Source organism: Burkholderia sp. MSh2, assembly GCF_000731655.1.
Lineage (GTDB): Bacteria > Pseudomonadota > Gammaproteobacteria > Burkholderiales > Burkholderiaceae > Burkholderia > Burkholderia paludis.
In genome coordinates this window covers 25,126-43,936 of record NZ_JPGM01000077.1, presented here as the reverse complement: position 1 = coordinate 43,936, position 18,811 = coordinate 25,126, and the positions used below count along the sequence as shown (strand labels likewise).

22 protein-coding genes are annotated in these 18,811 nt (G+C 66.7%); 9 read left to right on the top strand and 13 right to left on the bottom strand.

Annotated elements, in window-relative coordinates; translation table 11 throughout:
- The 4 genes from GQ57_RS33365 to copC all read right to left on the bottom strand — a co-directional run.
- A partial coding sequence (locus GQ57_RS33365) for a LysR family transcriptional regulator (protein WP_034200091.1) occupies positions 1-910 on the bottom strand: 910 nt, incomplete at its 3' end.
- A gap of 187 nt (positions 911-1,097) precedes the next feature.
- Positions 1,098-1,871, bottom strand: a complete 774-nt coding sequence (locus GQ57_RS33360; protein WP_031398468.1) for an SDR family oxidoreductase — start codon at positions 1,869-1,871, stop codon at positions 1,098-1,100.
- Between the two features lie 163 nt (positions 1,872-2,034).
- Entirely contained in the window at positions 2,035-2,550 is a 516-nt protein-coding gene (locus GQ57_RS33355; RefSeq protein ID WP_031398469.1) for a DinB family protein, read from the bottom strand.
- 57 nt (positions 2,551-2,607) lie between these two features.
- The gene (gene copC, locus GQ57_RS33350; protein WP_031398470.1) at positions 2,608-2,982 is read right to left on the bottom strand and encodes a copper homeostasis periplasmic binding protein CopC; all 375 of its coding nucleotides are present in this window, start codon (positions 2,980-2,982) and stop codon (positions 2,608-2,610) included.
- A 117-nt stretch (positions 2,983-3,099) separates the two neighbouring features.
- Here copC and GQ57_RS33345 point away from each other — a divergent pair, with 117 nt between their 5' ends.
- Together GQ57_RS33345 and GQ57_RS33340 are read left to right on the top strand one after the other, a co-directional pair.
- Positions 3,100-3,816, top strand: coding sequence for a pseudouridine synthase (locus GQ57_RS33345; RefSeq protein ID WP_031398471.1), 717 nt, complete (start codon positions 3,100-3,102; stop codon positions 3,814-3,816).
- 105 nt (positions 3,817-3,921) lie between these two features.
- The gene (locus tag GQ57_RS33340) at positions 3,922-4,110 is read left to right on the top strand and encodes a hypothetical protein (RefSeq protein ID WP_031398472.1); all 189 of its coding nucleotides are present in this window, start codon (positions 3,922-3,924) and stop codon (positions 4,108-4,110) included.
- On the opposite strand, the gene GQ57_RS33335 is transcribed toward GQ57_RS33340, so the two are convergent.
- Positions 4,093-5,130: an NAD-dependent epimerase/dehydratase family protein gene (locus tag GQ57_RS33335; protein ID WP_031398473.1), complete on the bottom strand. Its 1,038-nt coding sequence runs from the start codon at positions 5,128-5,130 to the stop codon at positions 4,093-4,095. The genes GQ57_RS33340 and GQ57_RS33335 overlap by 18 nt on opposite strands.
- Before the next feature lie 110 nt (positions 5,131-5,240).
- Here GQ57_RS33335 and GQ57_RS33330 point away from each other — a divergent pair, with 110 nt between their 5' ends.
- The 3 genes from GQ57_RS33330 to GQ57_RS33320 all read left to right on the top strand — a co-directional run bounded on the left by GQ57_RS33330 (position 5,241) and on the right by GQ57_RS33320 (position 8,214).
- The gene (locus GQ57_RS33330; RefSeq protein ID WP_031398474.1) at positions 5,241-6,272 is read left to right on the top strand and encodes a CDP-6-deoxy-delta-3,4-glucoseen reductase; all 1,032 of its coding nucleotides are present in this window, start codon (positions 5,241-5,243) and stop codon (positions 6,270-6,272) included.
- A 285-nt stretch (positions 6,273-6,557) separates the two neighbouring features.
- On the top strand, positions 6,558-7,742 hold the full coding sequence (locus GQ57_RS33325; protein WP_031398475.1) for an acetylornithine transaminase: 1,185 nt from the start codon (positions 6,558-6,560) through the stop codon (positions 7,740-7,742).
- Between the two features lie 13 nt (positions 7,743-7,755).
- A complete protein-coding gene (locus tag GQ57_RS33320) occupies positions 7,756-8,214 on the top strand; it encodes a GNAT family acetyltransferase (RefSeq protein WP_031398476.1) in 459 nt (152 codons plus the stop codon).
- An 18-nt stretch (positions 8,215-8,232) separates the two neighbouring features.
- Here GQ57_RS33320 and GQ57_RS33315 read toward each other — a convergent pair whose 3' ends face one another.
- The 8 genes from GQ57_RS33315 to GQ57_RS33280 all read right to left on the bottom strand — a co-directional run bounded on the left by GQ57_RS33315 (position 8,233) and on the right by GQ57_RS33280 (position 15,443).
- Positions 8,233-8,904: a DUF2278 family protein gene (locus GQ57_RS33315; protein WP_031398477.1), complete on the bottom strand. Its 672-nt coding sequence runs from the start codon at positions 8,902-8,904 to the stop codon at positions 8,233-8,235.
- A gap of 286 nt (positions 8,905-9,190) precedes the next feature.
- Positions 9,191-9,907 carry an ABC transporter ATP-binding protein gene (locus tag GQ57_RS33310; protein ID WP_031398478.1) on the bottom strand — a complete coding sequence of 239 codons (717 nt, stop codon included), beginning with the start codon at positions 9,905-9,907 and terminating at the stop codon, positions 9,191-9,193.
- Complete coding sequence (locus GQ57_RS33305; RefSeq protein ID WP_031398479.1) at positions 9,907-10,683, bottom strand: ABC transporter ATP-binding protein; 777 nt, start codon at positions 10,681-10,683, stop codon at positions 9,907-9,909. The genes GQ57_RS33310 and GQ57_RS33305 overlap by 1 nt, the downstream gene beginning before the upstream one ends.
- A 24-nt stretch (positions 10,684-10,707) precedes the next feature.
- The gene (locus GQ57_RS33300) at positions 10,708-11,877 is read right to left on the bottom strand and encodes an ABC transporter permease subunit (RefSeq protein ID WP_031398480.1); all 1,170 of its coding nucleotides are present in this window, start codon (positions 11,875-11,877) and stop codon (positions 10,708-10,710) included.
- A gap of 18 nt (positions 11,878-11,895) precedes the next feature.
- The gene (locus tag GQ57_RS33295; protein ID WP_006488946.1) at positions 11,896-12,846 is read right to left on the bottom strand and encodes a branched-chain amino acid ABC transporter permease; all 951 of its coding nucleotides are present in this window, start codon (positions 12,844-12,846) and stop codon (positions 11,896-11,898) included.
- Between the two features lie 211 nt (positions 12,847-13,057).
- Positions 13,058-13,735 carry a hypothetical protein gene (locus GQ57_RS33290; RefSeq protein ID WP_034200090.1) on the bottom strand — a complete coding sequence of 226 codons (678 nt, stop codon included), beginning with the start codon at positions 13,733-13,735 and terminating at the stop codon, positions 13,058-13,060.
- Positions 13,736-14,004: 269 nt separating this feature from the next.
- Positions 14,005-14,985 (bottom strand): 4-hydroxy-3-methylbut-2-enyl diphosphate reductase, encoded by a 981-nt coding sequence (gene ispH, locus GQ57_RS33285; RefSeq protein ID WP_031398482.1) that lies wholly within the window; start codon positions 14,983-14,985, stop codon positions 14,005-14,007.
- Positions 14,986-14,987: 2 nt separating this feature from the next.
- Entirely contained in the window at positions 14,988-15,443 is a 456-nt protein-coding gene (locus tag GQ57_RS33280) for an FKBP-type peptidyl-prolyl cis-trans isomerase (RefSeq protein ID WP_031398483.1), read from the bottom strand.
- Positions 15,444-15,578: 135 nt separating this feature from the next.
- Here GQ57_RS33280 and radC point away from each other — a divergent pair, with 135 nt between their 5' ends.
- From radC to nadB, 4 genes are all read left to right on the top strand, one after another.
- Positions 15,579-16,352 (top strand): RadC family protein, encoded by a 774-nt coding sequence (gene radC / locus GQ57_RS33275; protein ID WP_031398484.1) that lies wholly within the window; start codon positions 15,579-15,581, stop codon positions 16,350-16,352.
- Positions 16,353-16,589: 237 nt separating this feature from the next.
- Complete coding sequence (gene rpmB, locus GQ57_RS33270; protein ID WP_004186391.1) at positions 16,590-16,823, top strand: 50S ribosomal protein L28; 234 nt, start codon at positions 16,590-16,592, stop codon at positions 16,821-16,823.
- A gap of 17 nt (positions 16,824-16,840) precedes the next feature.
- Positions 16,841-17,008, top strand: coding sequence for a 50S ribosomal protein L33 (rpmG, locus tag GQ57_RS33265; protein ID WP_006478046.1), 168 nt, complete (start codon positions 16,841-16,843; stop codon positions 17,006-17,008).
- A 160-nt stretch (positions 17,009-17,168) separates the two neighbouring features.
- Entirely contained in the window at positions 17,169-18,755 is a 1,587-nt protein-coding gene (nadB, locus tag GQ57_RS33260) for an L-aspartate oxidase (RefSeq protein ID WP_034200089.1), read from the top strand.
- Positions 18,756-18,811: the final 56 nt, after the last annotated feature.

The window sequence follows — 18,811 nt, the reverse complement described above, 5'->3', positions numbered from 1 at the left end:
CCCCGCCCGCCGTCAGCGCACCCGCCATCAGCTCCCCGAACCACTCGATGAATGCGTTGAGCCGACGCGACCGGTGGCGCCGGTGCGGATACACGACCGACACGTCCATCGGCGCGGCGCGATAGCCGGGCATCACGTCGACGAGCGCGCCGCTGTTGAGCAGGTGCGCGACGTCGAAGCGCGGGATCTGGATCAGCCCCATCCCGGCGATGCAGGCGGCAATATAGGTTTCGGCGTTGTTGACGATCACGCGGCTCGGCAGCGTCAGCGCGTGCCGCTGGCCGTCCGTGCAGTACTCCCAGTCGAGCTCGCGCCCCGTCGTCGGCGACGCATAGCCGATCGCCCAGTGCCCGCGCACAAGCGCATCCGGGTGCTCGGGCACGCCGCATTCGCGCAAGTAGTCGGGGCTCGCGCAGTTGATCAGCGTGAACTGTCCGAGCGGCCGCACGACGAGGCTGCTGTCCGCGAGCCGCCCGACGCGTATCGCGCAGTCCACGCCCTCCTGCACGAGGTCGATCGAACGGTCGGTCGAGCCGAGCGACAGTTGCAGCTTCGGGTAACGCTGAAACAGCGAAGGCAGCGCGGGCGCGACCACGCGGCGCGCGATCCGGCTCGGCACGTCGACGCTCAGCCGGCCGATCACGTCGCGCTCGCGGCGGCGGAACAACCGGTCGAGTTCGTCGGCCTCCGCGAGCAGACGCCGGCCGCGCTCGAGCAGCAGCGCGCCGTCGGCAGTCAGTTGCACCTGGCGCGTGGTGCGATGCAGGAGGCGCGTGCCGAGCCCCGTCTCGAGCTGCTGGACGGCCGCCGATACGGTGGCGCGCGGCACGTCGAGCGCATGCGCGGCCTTGATGAAGCTGCCCATTTCGGCAACCTGCAGGAAGATTCTGACCTGGTCCAGCTTGTCCATCGACGGGAAACGTAGGTTCGGACGATCGCCGCCGCCCGCCGTCGCGCACGGCGCGGCAAGGCCCGGCGGCACCGGGAGAGGGTGCGCGGCCCGATGGCGGCGCACCCGTCCATTGTCCACGCAAACGCGCCATTGCGGCGCGCCGCGCGCTCGCGCCGGTTGCCGGCGCGGCCCGCTGCACGGCGGGTTACTTGGTCGTGTAGCCGCCGTTGATCAGGATCGTCTGGCCCGTGATCCACCAGCCGTCGGTCACGAGATGGCGGATGAACGGCACGACGTCCTCGATGTCGGTCAGGCCAGTCTTGCTGAACGGCGACAGCGCGGCGGCCGTCTTGTGATACGCGACCGCATCGGCGCCTTCGGCCGGATAGAAGAACGGCGTGTCCATCGGGCCCGGCCCGACGGCCGTCACCGAGATCCCGCGCGCGCCGTATTCCTTCGACGCCGCGCGCGTGAAGTGTTCGACCGGCGCCTTCGACCCCTCGTACGCCGCATAGAACGGCGTAAATGCGCCGAGCAGCGACGTCACGAGCGTGACGAGCTTGCCGTGATCCTCGAGGTGCCGCCCGGCTTCCTTGATGAAGAAGAACGCCGACTTGCTGTTGACCGCGAACATCTCGTCGTATTCGGCCTCGCTGATCTCGGTGAACGGCTTCTTCAGCACCTTGCCGACCGTGTTGATCGCGATGTCGATCTTGCCGAAGTGCCGCTTCGCGTCGTCGAACAGCTTCTCGACCGCGGCGGCCGTCGTCAGGTCGGCCTGGAACGTGGCGGCTTGCGCGCCGGCCGCGCGCACCGCGGCGGCCGTCTCCTCGGCCTGCGCCTGCGACGCCGCGCTGTTGTAGTGAATCGCCACCGCTTTCGCGCCGTGGCTCGCCAGATCCCGGGCGATCAGCCCTCCAAGATTCTTTGCGCCGCCTGCGATCAGGACGACCTTGTCTGCGAGCGTATGATTTGCCACGGGTAACTCCTTTTTCGGTGAACGAAGCTAGCAGTGTAGGCACGCGCAAGACGCCGGTCAGCCGGTCGCGGCTGGATGGATTATCCATAAAAACCGGCCAATCGGAGTCGCGTACCGTGCGCTGCCGTACCGACAAGCGCCCCGGATTCCACGCACGACCGCGCTATTGCCGGCCGGCTTCGCGCGCGTGCCGCGCCGCGTCGATCTTGCCGAGCAGCCACTGCATGCCGGCCAGATGCTGCTGGTCGTGGCTGCACAGGTAATGGACGAGCCCGCGCACGGTCAGCGCCCCGTAGCCGTCGAACTCGCCGGTGCGAGCCAGCTGTTCGGGCGTCAGGCGCGACACGAGGTCCAGCGTCTCGCGCCGCGCTTCTCGAATGGCCGCAAGCACGTCGGACGAATCGGCATCGTCATAGCGACGCTCGATCGCGAGCGCATCGCCGTCGACCGACACGAGCAGCGGCCGGTCTTCGTCGAGCATGCGGCGCAGCCGCACGTGGTAGCCGTCGATTTCGATATCGCGCACGTGGCAGAGCTGCCCGAGCGGCGAGAAATGTTCGCTCGGAATCCCGGCCCAGTCGTCGGGCGTCCAGCGCGCATAGCCGTCGGGCACGGCGGCGAAATGGGCTTCGAGCAGCCGGGGGAAATCGGCGAGTGCGGCGAGCGTCGTCGGGTTCATGCGGATTCCCCTGTCGGATGCGGGCGGCGGCCCTGGCACGGCCCTGCCGCCGCTGCGTTACTTCACGTTGAAACCGTACGAACCCTGCGTGCGGTGCCCGTCGGCCGCGACGGCCACCCATTTCACCGTATAGGCGCCCGTGCCGACCGCGGTGAGCGGTATCGTCATCCGCTTGCGGTTCGACGCGTCGATGCGCGCCTTGCCGTCCGACACCGTCTTGCCTGCGTTGTCGACGACGACGATCGAGCTGAACGCCGGCTCCAGCGGCTCGGTGAAATCGATCGTGACGGCGGCCGGTGCGGCTGCCACCGCAGCACCTGCCGCCGGGTCGCTCGTCGCGAGATGCGCATGCGCGAACGCAGCCGACGAAACGGTCGCGGCAAGGATGGCGGCGGCCGCCTGGCGGCCGAACGGGAACGAAGCGATGAGCATGGGCTTTCCGTGAAAAATGAACGGGCGCCGCGCACCGCGCGGCGTTACGGCAGCTTACCAGCGCAAATGCGTTCATGCCGGCCGCGGCGCGGCGCCGCTTGATAGAATGCGCGCGCTATGGATCTCGAAAGCATTCTCTACACCCAGGGTTTCGGCTCGCGCCGCCAGTGCCGCGGCCTGATCGAAGCGGGCCGCGTGGCCGTCGCGGGCGCCTGCGCCACCGATCCCGACGCCGCGTTCGACACCGAAGGCCTCGTGTTCTCGGTCGACGATACGGCGTGGCCGTTCCACGCGCAGGCATACCTCGCGCTCAACAAGCCGGCCGGCTACGAGTGTTCGCGCGATCCGCAACACCACGCCAGCGTGTTCAGCCTGCTGCCCGCGCCGTTCGTCGCGCGCGGCGTGCAGTGCGTCGGCCGGCTCGACCAGGACACGACGGGCCTGCTGCTGCTCTCCGACGACGGCCAGTTCGTGCACGCGTACACGTCGCCGAAGCGCAAGGTGCCGAAGACCTACGTGGCGACCGTACGCCATCCGCTCGACGATACGCAGTTGCAGGCGCTGCGCGCCGGCGTGCAGCTGCACGGCGAGCCGAAGCCGATCGCCGCGGTCGCCGCAGACGCGCGCGGCCCGCATGCGCTCGCGCTGACCGTCCTCGAAGGCAAGTATCACCAGGTCAAACGCATGGTCGCGGCGGCGAGCAACCGCGTCGAGCTGCTGCACCGCGAAAGCATCGGCGGCTTCGCGCTGCCGGACGACCTCGCACCCGGTGCGTGGCGCTGGCTCGATGCCGCCGACCTTTCAGCGCTGCGCAATCCCGTCAAAACCCTGTAAGGGAAAATCCGCACGACCGTTCGGTGTCCGGCCGCGTCCCGGCCGCATGATCCCCCGCTATACTGAAATCACAAGCTGTACGAGCAGCGATGCGGGGGAGACATCATGAACATCAACCACACCTGGGAACTGTCATACGTGATGATCGCGTTCGCGGTCATCGGCGTCGTCGGGATCGGCGGCCTGCTGGCCGCGATGCACCTGAGGCACAGATATCATCCGAACCTGATCGGCGCGCTGATCGGGGCGCTGCTGTGCTTCCTGCTGATCGAGGCGTTACCGGCGCTCACCTGACGCGCTGCCCGGCGCGAGCGTTTGAAGGAAATCGTCTACGGTCGGATACCGCAACGTCACGCACAATTCGGCCTTGAGCCGTGCGTTGGACAGTCGCCTCGATTCGCGCATGAACGACAGCAGCGTCGGTTCCAGTTGGCGTTCGGCGTCCGCGCGGCTCACGCGCGGCGGCTTCGGCAGGCCGAGCACCTGCGCGACCCGGTCGAAATACTCCCCCATCCGCAGTTCGGTGTCGTCCGACGCGTGCACGGCCCGCGCGGGCTTGCCGCGCTCGGCCGCGCGGCGCAGTATCGCCGCGAGATCGTCCGCGTGGATGTGGTTCGTATAGACATCGTCGGCCGGCTCGAGCGCCGGCGTGCCGCGCTCGAGCCGTGCGACCGGCAGACGGTTCGCCGCGTAGATGCCGGGGATCCGCACGATGCGTGCGGACAGCACGCCGCGCACCGTCGCCGCGCGCAGTTGCCGCTCGGCCGACACGCGCCGGAACGCGCGCGGATTCGCGGGACGCAGCGGGTGCGTCTCGTCGATGCACGCGCCGCCGCAGTCGCCGTACACGCCCGTCGTGCTGGCGTATACGAGCCTCGGCGCGCGAGGGCCGTCGGGTACAATACGCGCTGCCCGAACGGGCGCGCCGGCCCGCCGGGCAGCGGTGCGCAGCGTCCGGAGCCGGCCGACCGCCGGTGCTGCGGGCGCCGGTGGCCGCCGTGCAGGCACGGTCGTTGCGGCGATCAGCGCACGCGTGCGCCTGTCGTCGCGTCCGTCGGACTGCGGCGGCGCGAGGTGCAGGATCGTGCGGGCCAGCCCCGCGAGGCGGCCAAGCGTCGCCCGGCGATCGAGGTCGCCGACGATCGGCGTCGCGCCCGCGGCGCGCAGCGCGTCGCGGCGGGCCGGGTGGCTCGTCAGCGCGAAGATCCGCAGGTTGCGGCGCGTCTCGCGCCATTGCGCGACGCAACGCATGCCGACGTCGCCGCAGCCGACGATCAGTGCGCGCGGCCGGCGCAGGATTCGTGTCGCGATCATATTGGTTGCGAAGAAATCAGTAGCCATCGTTGCGCGGCGCGCAACGGGTTTGCATTGTAGCTGCCGTGCTCCAAATGCACGGTCCCCACATTTTGTTCTAGTTTGGTTCTATGGCATTCAACGTCACTCTCAAGCAAAGCGGCCGGCAATTCCAGGTCGAGTCGGACGAAACCGTGCTGGCGGCCGCGCTGCGCCAGAACGTCCATCTGCCGTACGGTTGCAAGAACGGCGCGTGCGGCTCCTGCAAGGGCCAGATCGTGTCGGGACAGATCGAACAGGGCCCGCACGCCGCGTCGGCGCTGTCCAACGACGAACGGACGCGCGGCCTCGCGCTGCTGTGCTGCTCGAAGGCGCAGTGCGATCTCGAGATCGACGTGCGCGAGATCGCCGGCGTCGACGGCGTGCAGGTCAAGAAGCTGCCGTGCCGGATCGCCGCACTCGAGCGCAAGGCCGACGACGTGATGGTCGTGAAGCTGCAGTTGCCCGCCAACGAACGCCTGCAGTACCTCGCGGGCCAGTATGTCGAGTTCATCCTGAAGGACGGTTCGCGCCGCAGCTACTCGATGGCGAACGCGCCGCACGAGGAAGGCCCGATCGAGCTGCACATCCGCCACATGCCGGGCGGCAAGTTCACCGACCACGTGTTCGGCGCCATGAAGGAGCGTGACATCCTGCGCTTCGAGGGCCCGCTCGGCACGTTCTTCCTGCGCGAGGATTCCGACAAGCCGATCGTGCTGCTCGCATCGGGCACGGGCTTCGCGCCGATCAAGGCGATCATCGAGCACGTGAAGCATACGGGCATCACGCGCCCGATGACGCTCTACTGGGGCGCCCGCCGCAAGAAGGACATCTACCTCGGCGAACTCGCCGAGCAGTGGGCGCGCGAGATCCCGAACTTCAAGTACGTGCCGGTGCTCTCGGAGCCGGACGCCGCCGATCAGTGGACGGGCCGCACGGGCTTCGTGCATCGCGCGGTGATCGACGACCTGCCCGACCTGTCGGGTCACCAGGTGTACGCATGCGGCGCGCCGGTGATGGTCGAGTCCGCCCAGCGCGACTTCACGCAGCACCACGCGCTGCCAGCCGACGAGTTCTACGCGGACTCGTTCACGAGCGCCGCCGATCTCGCGCATCCGGTCTGACGCCCGCGCGCCCGCGTCCCGCGCCGCGATGTCACATCCGTGGCATCGCGGCGGTTTACAGTGGGGCGCGGGATGCCTTATGCTTGCGCACATGAACCGCTTCCTGTCCGCTCTCCGACGTCGCCGCTCGCCGCTCCGCCCGGATGCCGCAGGCTCGTCACGGACTCGCGCGTAACCCCCACCGCTTCACCGGTTACGCACAAGCTGTTCGAACCCACCAGCCACGGCCTTCCGTGGCTTTTTTATTGCCCGTTTCCCTTTCAACGTCCGCTGGAGTCTGCTGCCATGCCCCTGAACGATTATCCGATCGACTCGCTGATGTACATCACGAACCGCCCCGACATCGTGTTTACGCACGGCAAGGGTTCGTGGCTCTACGATCACACCGGCAAGCGCTATCTGGACTTCATCCAGGGCTGGGCCGTCAACAGCCTCGGCCACTGCAACGATGGCATCGTCGAGGCGCTGAAGACGCAGGCGGACAAGCTGCTGAACCCGTCGCCGGCGTTCTACAACGAGCCGATGGCGAAGCTCGCGGGCCTGCTCACGCAGCACAGCGTGTTCGACAAGGTGTTCTTCACGAACAGCGGCGCCGAGGCTAACGAAGGCGCGATCAAGCTCGCACGCAAGTGGGGGCGCAAGTTCAGGAACGGCGCGTACGAGATCATCACGTTCGACCACAGCTTCCACGGCCGTACGCTCGCGACGATGTCGGCCAGCGGCAAGCCGGGCTGGGACACGATCTACGCCCCGCAGGTGCCGGGCTTCCCGAAGGCCGAGCTGAACGACATCAACTCGGTCGAGCGGCTGATCACCGACAAGACCGTCGCCGTGATGCTCGAACCGATCCAGGGCGAAGGCGGCGTGATTCCGGCGACGCGTGAATTCATGCAGGCGCTGCGCGCGCTGACGAAACAGCACAACCTGCTGCTGATCGTCGACGAGGTGCAAAGCGGCTGCGGCCGCGCGGGCACGCTGTTCGCCTACGAACTGTCGGGCATCGAGCCGGACATCATGACGCTCGCGAAGGGCATCGGCGGCGGCGTGCCGCTCGGCGCGCTGCTGTCGAAGGCCGACGTCGCGGTGTTCGAGGCCGGCGACCAGGGCGGCACGTACAACGGCAACCCGCTGATGACGGCGGCCGGCCATGCGGTGATCTCGCAGCTCGTCGCACCGGGCTTCCTCGAAGGCGTGCGCGAACGCAGCGAATACCTGAAGCGCAGGCTGCTCGAGCTGTCGGAGGAGCGCGGCTTCGAGGGCGAACGCGGCGAAGGCCTGCTGCGCGCGCTGCTGCTCGGCAAGGACATCGGCCCGCAGATCGTCGAGAAGGCGCGCGACATGCAGCCGGACGGCCTGCTGCTGAACGCCGCGCGGCCGAACCTGCTGCGCTTCATGCCCGCCCTGAACGTGACGACCGAGGAAATCGACCAGATGATGGCGATGCTGCGGTCGATCCTCGACACGCTCTAAGGAGACCGCCGCGATGGACGCCGCCGCAACCGACGCAATCGCCATCCGCCCGTTCGAACGCGCCGACACCGACGCCGTGCTCGCGGTATGGCGCGACGCGTTCCCGCAGTACGACGAAGACGGCGCGCCGCCGCACCGCGACCCGCTGCGATCGATCGCGCTGAAGCTCGCGACGCAGCCGGAGCTGTTCTTCGTCGCGACGAGCGGCACGCGCGTCGTCGGTACGCTGATGGCGGGTTTCGACGGACATCGCGGCTGGCTCTACTCGTTCGGCGTCGCGAACGACGCGCGGCGGCTCGGTGTCGGCCGCGCGCTGATCGCGCATGCGGAACGCGCGCTCGCCGCACGCGGCTGCCTGAAGATCAACCTTCAGGTGCTGCCCGGCAACGACGATGCGTGCCGCTTCTATGCGGCCCTCGGCTATCGCGTCGAGGAGCGCATCTCGTTCGGCAAGACGCTGCCGGCTGCGTAATACCGCCGCCGGCCCGACTCAGCGCGTGATCGGCCCCGCGCCCGGCAGCGGATTGCCGAGCGCGTCGGTCGGCACGGCCTGCTGCTCGAACGCCGCGAAATACGCGGCCCATTGCGTGTCGTTCACGCGCACGATCAGCGCGCCGTCCTGCCAGACGTCGTTGTGGTCGTTGTGGTCGTCGCCCTCGCGGTGCAGATAGTTCGAGCCGGTCGAGCCCTGGTTCATGTGCGTGTCGTGGATCCCGTTGCCTTCCGCATACGAGCGGCCGAACACGACGACGTCGAGCCCCTGCGACTGCGCGGCGTTCACGAGCCGCAGCAGCGACGGGATCGGCTCCGGGTTTTCGGTGCCGTCCATCACCTCACTCGCGCGCCACGCGCCCGTTTCGCTCAGGATGTCGCTGCGCAGGTAGTCGAGCGCGGGCAATGCCGCCTGCCCCGTCAGGTCCGTATAGCCTTCGGCCGCATCCGCGAGCGTCTGCGTGATCGGGTGGTGGAAATCGTAGACGAGCTTGTAGTTCAGCAGGTCGTCCGCGTCGCTGGTGCCGACGTTGATCGCGACGTCCCAGTCGCCGCCGGGCAGCGCCAGCGTCAGGTGGATGTGATACTGGATCTCGTTGCCGTGCGGCGAGCCCTTCAGCTTCGCCACCGATGTCACCTTCGCCTTCACGAAACCATAGTCGAGACTCATGCGTGCGCTCCGTATTTCGCCGGGCCTTCGATGCTACGCGGCCCGTGTGTCGATTTGCCGGCAACCCGCTGCCGGCGGCCGGCGGCCGGCGGCCGGCATCGAACGGCCGCCGCGGGCCCGGCGCAACAGTCGCATGGAGTCGCTTCCGCACGGACAAGTTCGCCGCGAATCGCCGGAAGACGAAAAAAAAGGCTGTCACGGCATTCCGTGACAGCCTTTCGAAAGCCCGCGTGCGACGCGCCCGGCACTCGCCGTCGCGCGCTACCGGGCCCGCTCATTCACTCGCTCATTCACCCAGATACGCGGCACGCACCTTCGGATCGTCGAGCATCTGCTTCGCGTCGCCTTCCATCGTGACCGTGCCCGAATCCATCACGTAGCCGCGGTCGGCCGCCTGCAGCGCAAGCCGTGCGTTCTGTTCGACGAGCAGCACCGTGATGCCCTCCTTCGAGATTTCACGCACCACCTCGAAGATCTTCTCGACCATGATCGGCGACAGGCCCATCGACGGTTCGTCGAGCAGCAGCAGCTTCGGCTTCGAGAGGATCGCGCGCGACATCGCCAGCATCTGCTGCTCGCCGCCCGACAGCGTGCCCGCGAGCTGCGTCGCACGCTCCTTCAGGCGCGGGAAGAAGCCGAACATGCGGTCGACGTCCTTCTTGATCTGGTCGTTGTCGTTGCGCAGATACGCGCCCATCTGCATGTTCTCGATGATCGACATCCGCGCGAAGATCCCGCGGCCTTCCGGCACCATCGCGAGGCCGCGCTTGAGCAACTCGTGCGACGGCACGCCCTTGATCGACTTGCCGTCGTACTCGATGTCGCCCGCCGAATACGCCTTCAGACCCGTGATCGCCTTCATCGTCGTGGTCTTGCCCGCGCCGTTCGCGCCGATCAGCGTCACGAGCTCGCCCTGACGGACTTCCATGTCAACGCCCTTGACGGCCTGGATGCCGCCGTAGTTGACCTGCAAGCCCTTGATTTTCAACATTGCCGCTGCCATCAGTGCACCCCTGCGCCGAGATATGCCTCAATCACCTTCGGATTCTTCTGCACGTCCTGCGGCAGACCCTCGGCGATCACCTTGCCGTAATCGAGCACCGTCATCCGGTTGCACAGCCCCATCACGAGCTTCACGTCGTGCTCGATCAGGAGAATCGTGCGGCCGTCCGAACGGATCTTGTCGAGCAGGCGCGTGAGTTCGACCTTCTCGGTCGCGTTCATCCCGGCCGCCGGCTCGTCGAGCGCGAGCAGCTTCGGATCGGTCGCCAGCGCGCGTGCGATTTCCAGCCGGCGCTGGTGGCCGTACGACAGGTTGCGCGACGTGTAGTCGGCGTACTGCAGCACGCCGACGTAGTCGAGCAGCTCGATCGCGCGTTCCTTGATCTCGCGCTCTTCCTGGCGTTCGGCCGGCGTCTGGAACACCGCGCCGAGCAGCCCGTGCTTGGTGCGCACGTGGCGGCCCACCATCACGTTCTCGAGCGCGGTCATCCCGCCGAACAGGCGGATGTTCTGGAACGTGCGCGCGATGCCGGCCTTGGCCACCTGGTGCACGGCCGTCGGCGTGTAGTTCTGGCCGTCCAGCTTGAAGTCGCCCGAATCCGGCGTGTAGAGGCCCGTGATCACGTTGAAGAACGTGGTCTTGCCGGCACCGTTCGGGCCGATCAGGCCGTAGATCTCGCCTTCCTTGATCTGCAGGCCGACGTCGGACAGTGCCTGCAGGCCGCCGAAGCGTTTGTTCACGCCCTGCACGGACAGTCGGATTTGCTTGTCGCTCATGTGTGTATCCCCTGTGTCCGTAGGTTAAGCGCGCACCGGCTTCTTGCTGTTGCGCTTCGCCAGTTTCGCGATCTTGTCCTCATGCTTCGGCGCGGGCCACAGACCTTCCGAGCGGTACAGCATGATGACCACCATCGCGAGGCCGTACAGCGCCTGACGGATCACTTCCGTGTCGACGATGTCGTGACCGAACAGCGCGTGCTGCAGCGGGCTCATCGTCGAGCGCAGGAATTCCGGGAAGATCGCGAGCAGCACCGCACCCAGGATCACGCCCGGGATGTGGCCCATGCCGCCGAGCACCACGCACGCGAGCACGACGATCGATTCCCAGAACGTGAACGATTCCGGCGACACGAAGCCCTGGAACGAACCGAACATCGCACCCGACAGGCCGCCGAACGACGCGCCCATCGCGAATGCGAGCAGCTTCACGTTGCGGGTGTTGATGCCCATCGCCTTCGCCGCGATCTCGTCTTCACGGATCGCCGCCCATGCGCGGCCGATACGCGAGTGCTGCAGGCGCGTACACACCCAGATCACCAGCAGCGAGCAGAGCACGAACAGGTAGTAGTACATGTAGACCGACGGCAGCTGGATCCCGAACAGCGAGTGCGTCTGGGCAAGGCTGAAGTCGCCGAGGTGCACCGGATCGATGCCCGTGATCCCCTTCGGGCCGTTGGTGATGTTCACCGGACGGTCGAGGTTGTTCATGAAGATCCGAACGATTTCACCGAAGCCGAGCGTCACGATCGCCAGGTAGTCGCCGCGCAGGCGCAGCGTCGGCGCGCCGAGCAGGATCCCGAAGGTGGCCGCCAGCGCCATCGCGATCGGCACGATGATCAGGAACGGCACATGCAGCCCGTTCGGCGCCAGCGCCGCGATCCACTCGAATTGCGAGCTCAGGTGCGGCGAGCTCAACAATGCCGCCGTGTACGCGCCCACCGCGTAGAACGCGATGTAACCCAGGTCGAGCAGGCCGGCGAAGCCGACCACCACGTTCAGGCCCAGCGCGAGCATCACGTACAGCATCGCGAAGTCGAGCACGCGGACCCAGTAGTTGCCGCCGGCCGAGCCGATGATGATCGGCGCCGCGATCACGAAGACCGCGGTCAGGAGGCCGATGATGACGGTCTTGGCGGTGTTGCGCTCTTCGACGAGCGACGTCGAGGATTCGATCGGTTGAATGGATGTCATGTCGTTTGCTCCCTTCCGTTACGCGCGATCCGCGACCCGTTCGCCCAGCAGGCCGGACGGACGGAACACCAGCACGATGATCAGCACGATGAAGGCGAACACGTCCTGGTAGTTACTGCCGAATACGCCGCCCGTGAGGTTGCCGATGTAGCCGGCCCCGAGCTGCTCGATCAGGCCGAGCAGCACGCCGCCGACCATGGCGCCGCCGAGGTTGCCGATCCCGCCGAGCACCGCGGCCGTGAATGCCTTCATGCCGGGGATGAAGCCCATGTAGAAGTGCACGTTGCCGTATTCGGACGCGATCATCACGCCGGCCAGCGCGGCGAGCGCGGAGCCGATCATGAACGTCGCGGAGATCACGAAGTTCGGGTTCACGCCCATCAGGCTGGCGGTGTTCGGGCTTTCGGCGATCGCGCGCATCGCACGGCCGAGCTTGGTCTTGTGCACGAGCAGCAGCAGGCCGCCCATCACGATGAACGCAACCGCGATGATCACGATTTCAGTCACCGAGATCACGGCGCCGGGCGTCGTGTCGGTGGCCTTGATCACGTTGATCGGATCGGTCGGCAGCAATTGCGGGAACGGCAGCGGGTTGCGCGACCAGATGATCATCGCAGCCGTCTGCAGCAGGATCGACACGCCGATCGCGGTGATCAGCGGCGCGAGGCGCGGCGCGCGGCGCAGCGGCCGGTAGGCGACGCGTTCGATCGTGAAGCCGACGAACGCACAGACGACCGCGGCAATACCCAGGCCGATCGTCAGCGTCGCGACGTTGCCGAGTCCGGGGAAGTGGTTCTGCAGCACGGTGATGGCCGACAGGGCGACCATCGCGCCGATCATCAGCACGTCGCCATGTGCGAAGTTGATGATGCCGAGAATGCCGTACACCATCGTGTAGCCCAACGCGATGATGGCGTAGACACTGCCGAGCACCAGCCCGTTGAGAACCTGCTGGACGAAAATATCCATTTAAAGCTCCTTGGCCCGTGCTGCCGGAGGACGTTGCGCCCCGCGGGTAAGCGAGGAATCGCGCCTTCTCGGCGACACTGCGGGTACTAGTCGATACCGGTAAGGGTGGATCGTCCCGGCGCGCGCCGCCCGGCCTGTACGGCCGGACCTGCCGCCGGAGCGGATACAAAAACGGCACCGCACTGTTCCGGTGCCGTCATGAGTCCCGTCGCTAAATCGTCACGACATCGAGGACGGTGTTCGTGGCCTCCTTGAAGTCGTAGGGCAGCATGCCGAGACGGCCTTCGTCCGGTTGCCCGGCATCCGTGCCTGTTTCCGTCCGGTGCGGGGCAAACCCCGCACCCGGGCGGATCGGATTCCGTGCCGCGCCGCCCGTCCGGGCGCCGCGAAGACCGCACCCGACATTCGTCAGGACTGCGTCGGAATCCATCGTACGAACCAGACTGCGCGTCGCAACACCACCGATCGCGGCAACGCGCAGTTTCGTCGAATCGAAATGAAAGGGGGCCGGTGACTTCCGCACGCGGCCCGCAGCGCCAGGCGCTGCTGCCGGCTGCCGTCGGCCGGCACGCCCGGTCGCCGTGGCACCATGGCCGGCGGTGTACTGCAATGCAACCTGCATGCCCGCTGCCCGGCCGATCGCCAGGCCAGGCGCGTTGAATTCCTCGATCGCCAAACGTGCCCCGTCTTCCTTGTCCTTGCCCAATTGCGCGCTGCGGCACACGGATGGCGCCACACGACCGGCTCCGGCGACGCGCACGCCGCTGGCCGGCGGTGCCGCGAACGCCGCAGCCTCCCTGCCCGCCCCGTCGTCGCTCTTTTTGCTGCAGCCGGCAAGCATTGCAACCGGTGCGGCGACGGACATGGCGTACGCCAACTTCACATGCATTGAATGGTCTCCCGCGCCTTGCCCAAACCCGATCTCAAAGCCATTCAGGCCTGAAAACGGGCGCATTGTAACTCCATTTATAGGACGCCAATAATCCTGATTCGATGGGGTTTTCCTGCATTGCAACCAATTTTGAGAGACGCTTGGAAACACGCAGGGCAACCCGGTTGCACCGCGAACACGAATAATGGTTGCGATTACAATTTCGACAGGCAAAAAAAAGCGCGCCGGGAGGCGCGCTTCGGTGTTCCGCGGGTGCAATGCGTCAATCAGGCGGCGGGCGGCAGGTTCAACCCGCGCGGCAGCGGGAACGACACGTTTTCCTCGATGCCGTCGAGGGCGCGGACGTTGCGCACGCCGAGCTCGCGCAGCCGCGCGATCACGGCCTGGGCGAGCACCTCGGGCGCCGATGCGCCGGCCGTCACGCCGATGCGGCGCTTGCCCGCGACCCATGCCGGATCGATCTGGTCGGGCGCATCGACCATGTAGGCGTCGACGCCGCGCTTCTCGGCCACTTCGCGCAGGCGGCTCGAATTCGAACTGTTCGGGCTGCCGACGACGATCACGACATCGCACTGCGGCGCCATGAACTTCACCGCGTCCTGGCGGTTCTGCGTCGCGTAGCAGATGTCCTGCTTCTTCGGCTCGCGGATCTTCGGATACTTCGCCTTCAGCGCCGCGATGATCTCGGCCGCGTCGTCGACGGACAGCGTGGTCTGCGTGACGAGCGCGATGCGCTCGGGATCGGCGAGCTGCAGCTTCAGGACATCCTCGACGCTCTCGACGAGATGCATGCCGCGCTCGACCTGCCCCATCGTGCCCTCGACTTCCGGATGGCCCTTGTGCCCGATCATGACGATGTCGACGCCGTCCTGGCGCATCTTCGCGACCTCGACGTGCACTTTCGTGACGAGCGGGCAGGTGGCGTCGTAAATACGCAACCCGCGCACGTCGGCCTCGTCGCGCACGGCCTTCGACACGCCGTGCGCACTGAAGATCACGGTGTTGCCGGCCGGCACTTCCTCGAGCTCCTCGACGAAGATCGCGCCTTTCTTCTTCAGATCCTCGACCACGTACTTGTTGTGGACGATTTCGTGACGGACGTAGATCGGCGCGCCGTGCATCGAGATCGCCCGCTCGACGATCTCGATCGCGCGATCGACGCCTGCGCAGAAACCGCGCGGCTGGGCCAGCAGGATTTCGGCGTCGGCGGCGACGGTCTGCCCGGACAGCGTATCGGTGGTGCTCATGATTACAGGATTCCGATGATTTTCACTTCGAACGTGAGCGCTTGGCCCGCGAGCGGATGATTGAAGTCGAACAGCGCCGAGGTTTCGCTGACTTCCTTCAGCACCCCCGCGTACCGGCCGCCGTCCGGCGCATTGAACTCGATCAGCTCGCCCGGCGTGAAATCGTCGCCGACCATCCCGTTCTCGCGCAGCGTCGACAGCGTCACGCGCTGGAGCATGTCGGGATTACGGGGACCGAACCCCTGCTCGGGCGTTAGCTGATAAGTCGAGTGGTCGCCGACCCTGAGCCCGAGCAGAATCTGTTCCAGCGACGGCGCCAGCTGCCCCGCGCCGAGCAGCAGCGTGGCCGGCTTGTCGGTGAAGGTGTTGACGATGTCGGCGCCGTCGGCCAGTGCCAGGCGGTAATGCAACGTGACGTGGGAACCGGGCTTCACTTCGGATAGATCGATGAGGCTCATGAATTACTCGTTCAGTCGGCGCCCGAAACGGCCGAAAGGCCCGGCGCAAAGCCAATATTGTAAGTCACCTGAGCGCGCAAGGCGGAAAGTGCGACGACGTCGCGCACACCGCCCGCCGCCAATGGAGTTCCAAGCATGCTGTCACCCTGCCTCGCCCCGCCGCCGCTCGAATGCCGCGACGCCCACGACCGGCCGGCCGCCGCGCCCGGCTGCGCCCTCCCTGTCGGCCGGTGCGGGCGCCTCCCGCGCGGCTGGTGCCCCGAACGCCCCCGCGAGCGGCTGCTGGAACGCGGGCCGGCCGCGCTGACCAACGACGAACTGATCGCACTGCTGCTCGGCACCGGCACGCCGGAGCACGATGTGTTCGTCATCGCGCGCGCCCTGGTCGCGCAGTTCAAGACGTTGCGCGGGCTGCTCGAGGCGAGCGACGCCGATTTCCAGGCGCACGCCGGCATCGGCCCCGCGCGGTCGGCGCGGCTGATGGCGGTCACCGAGATCGCGCGGCGCGTGCTGAAGGAGAAGGCGCGCGAGACGACGCCGATCGATTCGCCCGGCGCGGTCGAGGATTATCTGCGGCTGAAGATCGGCGCGCGCCCGTACGAAGTGTTCGCCGCGGTCTACCTCGATGCGCGCAACGGCCTGATCGAAACGGAGGAAATCACGCGCGGCTCGCTGACGCGCATGGCCGTCTACCCGCGCGAGATCGTGCGCCGCGCGATGCAGCACAACGCCGCGGCGCTGATCGTCGCGCACAACCATCCGTCCGGCGCGGTGCAGCCGAGCGCGGAAGACCGCCGCCTGACCCGCGTGCTGCACGATGCGCTCGCACTCGTCGACGTGCGGCTGCTCGATCATGTCGTCATCGGCACCGGCGATACTTTTTCGTTCGCACGTGCCGGTTGGCTGTAGACTGTGGCGCGGCGGCCCGCCAACGGGCGCCGCAACGGTGAAGCGAAATTAGGTTTGATTTTTCTGAACTTTTTCTGCTAGAATCGCCGTCTGTCTTTTTTCCAACCAGTTCTAGCCATCGAAGGGCCTTGTCTGTAAGGGCTTCGGCGTTCTGAGTGCAGCCATGGATCACGTGGCGGTGCGATGGAACCTTCATCGGCGATCGAACCCCGAATTTAGCGTATTAGGAGTGCTCTCATGGCACGCGTATGCCAAGTAACTGGGAAAGCGCCGATGAGCGGCAACAACGTTTCCCACGCAAACAACAAGACGAAGCGCCGCTTCCTGCCGAACCTGCAAAACCGCCGGTTCTGGGTAGAGAGCGAAAACCGCTGGGTGCGCCTGCGCGTCTCGAACGCCGGCCTGCGCCTGATCGACAAGAACGGCATCGATTCCGTGCTCGCTGACCTGCGCGCACGCGGCGAAGCCTAAGCCCAAGGAGCACAATCATGGCAAAAGGCGCACGCGACAAGATCAAGCTCGAGTCGACTGCTGGTACGGGTCATTTCTACACGACCACGAAGAACAAGCGCAACATGCCGGAAAAGATGGCGATCAAGAAGTTCGATCCCGTCGTCCGCAAGCATGTGGAATACAAAGAAACCAAGATCAAGTAATCTCCGGTTTCTGCGAGCCCGCTGACAAGCGAAAAGCCCCGCATTTGCGGGGCTTTTTGTTTTGCGCGCACGCTTTGGCCCGACGCGGTATGCTCTCCCCTTTCCGCGGCCTTGGCCGCCGGAACGCACAAGATCAAAAGCGTAACGATGGAGATGCAGCATGAAATTCGACGTGGCGATCGTCGGCAGCGGCCTGGCAGGGCTGTCGGTCGCACTCAATCTGGCCAGCACGCGACGTGTCGCGCTGATCGCGAAACGCTCGATGATGGAGGGCGCAAGCGATAACGCACAGGGTGGCATCGCGGCCGTCCTCGACTCGACGGACAGCATCGAGAACCACGTCGACGACACGCTGGTCGCCGGCGGCGGCCTGTGCGACGAAGCCGCCACGCGATACATCGTCGAGCACGGCCGCGAGGCGATCGAATGGCTGATCTCGCAAGGCGTGCCGTTCACGAAGGACGACGCGGCCGAACTCGGCTTCCACCTGACGCGCGAAGGCGGTCACAGCCATCGCCGGATCATCCACGCGGCCGACGCGACCGGCCACGCGGTGCTCGCGACACTGTCGGAACGTGCGCGCCAGCATCCGAACATCACGTTCTTCGAAAATCACCACGCGATCGACCTGATCACGTCCGACCGGCTCGGCCTGCCCGGCCGCCGCTGTCACGGCCTGTACGCGCTCGATGTCGACAACGACCGCACGATCACGATCGAGGCGCCGCATACGGTGCTCGCGACGGGCGGCGCCGGCAAGGTCTACCTGTACACGACGAACCCCGACACCGCGACCGGCGACGGCATCGCGATGGCGTGGCGCGCGGGCTGTCGCGTGTCGAACATGGAATTCATCCAGTTCCACCCGACCTGCCTGTTCCATCCGTATGCGAAGTCGTTCCTGATCTCGGAAGCCGTGCGCGGCGAAGGCGGCCTGCTGAAGCTGCCCGACGGCACGCGCTTCATGCCCGCGCACGATCCCCGCGCCGAACTCGCGCCGCGCGACATCGTCGCGCGCGCGATCGACTTCGAGATCAAGAAGCGCGGGATCGACTGCGTGTACCTCGACATCAGCCATCAGCCGGAAGCGTTCCTGCGCGAACACTTCCCGACGATTCACGCACGCTGCCTCGAGTTCGGCATCGACATCGCGAAAGAGCCGATTCCCGTCGTGCCGGCCGCGCACTACACGTGCGGCGGCGTCGTCACCGATCTCGCCGGGCGCACCGACCTGACGGGCCTGTATGCGGTCGGCGAAACGTCGTACACGGGGCTCCACGGCGCCAACCGGCTCGCCAGCAACTCGCTGCTCGAGTGTCTCGTGATCGGCCGTGCGGCCGCCGAAGCGATCGAGGCGGCCGGCTTCGACGCCGAAACGCCGGCCAAGCTGCCGGCATGGGACGAGAGCCGAGTATCGGATGCGGACGAGGAAGTCGTCGTTGCGCACAACTGGGACGAGTTGCGCCGCCTGATGTGGAACTACGTCGGCATCGTGCGCACCGACAAGCGTCTCGAACGCGCGAAGCACCGCTTGTCGCTGCTGCGCGACGAGATCCACGAGTACTACGCGAATTTCCGCGTGACGCGCGACCTGCTTGAACTGCGCAACCTCGTCGACGTGGCGACGCTGATCGTGAAAAGTGCGCACTCGCGCCGCGAAAGCCGCGGGCTGCACTACAGCCGCGACTGGCCGCACACGCTGCCGAAGGCGCTGCCGAGCGTGCTCACGCCGCGCGCGCGCCGCTAAGCGCCCCCCCTCCCGGGCTGCGGCCCGCACAGGAAAAAAGCCGTTGGCACTCACGT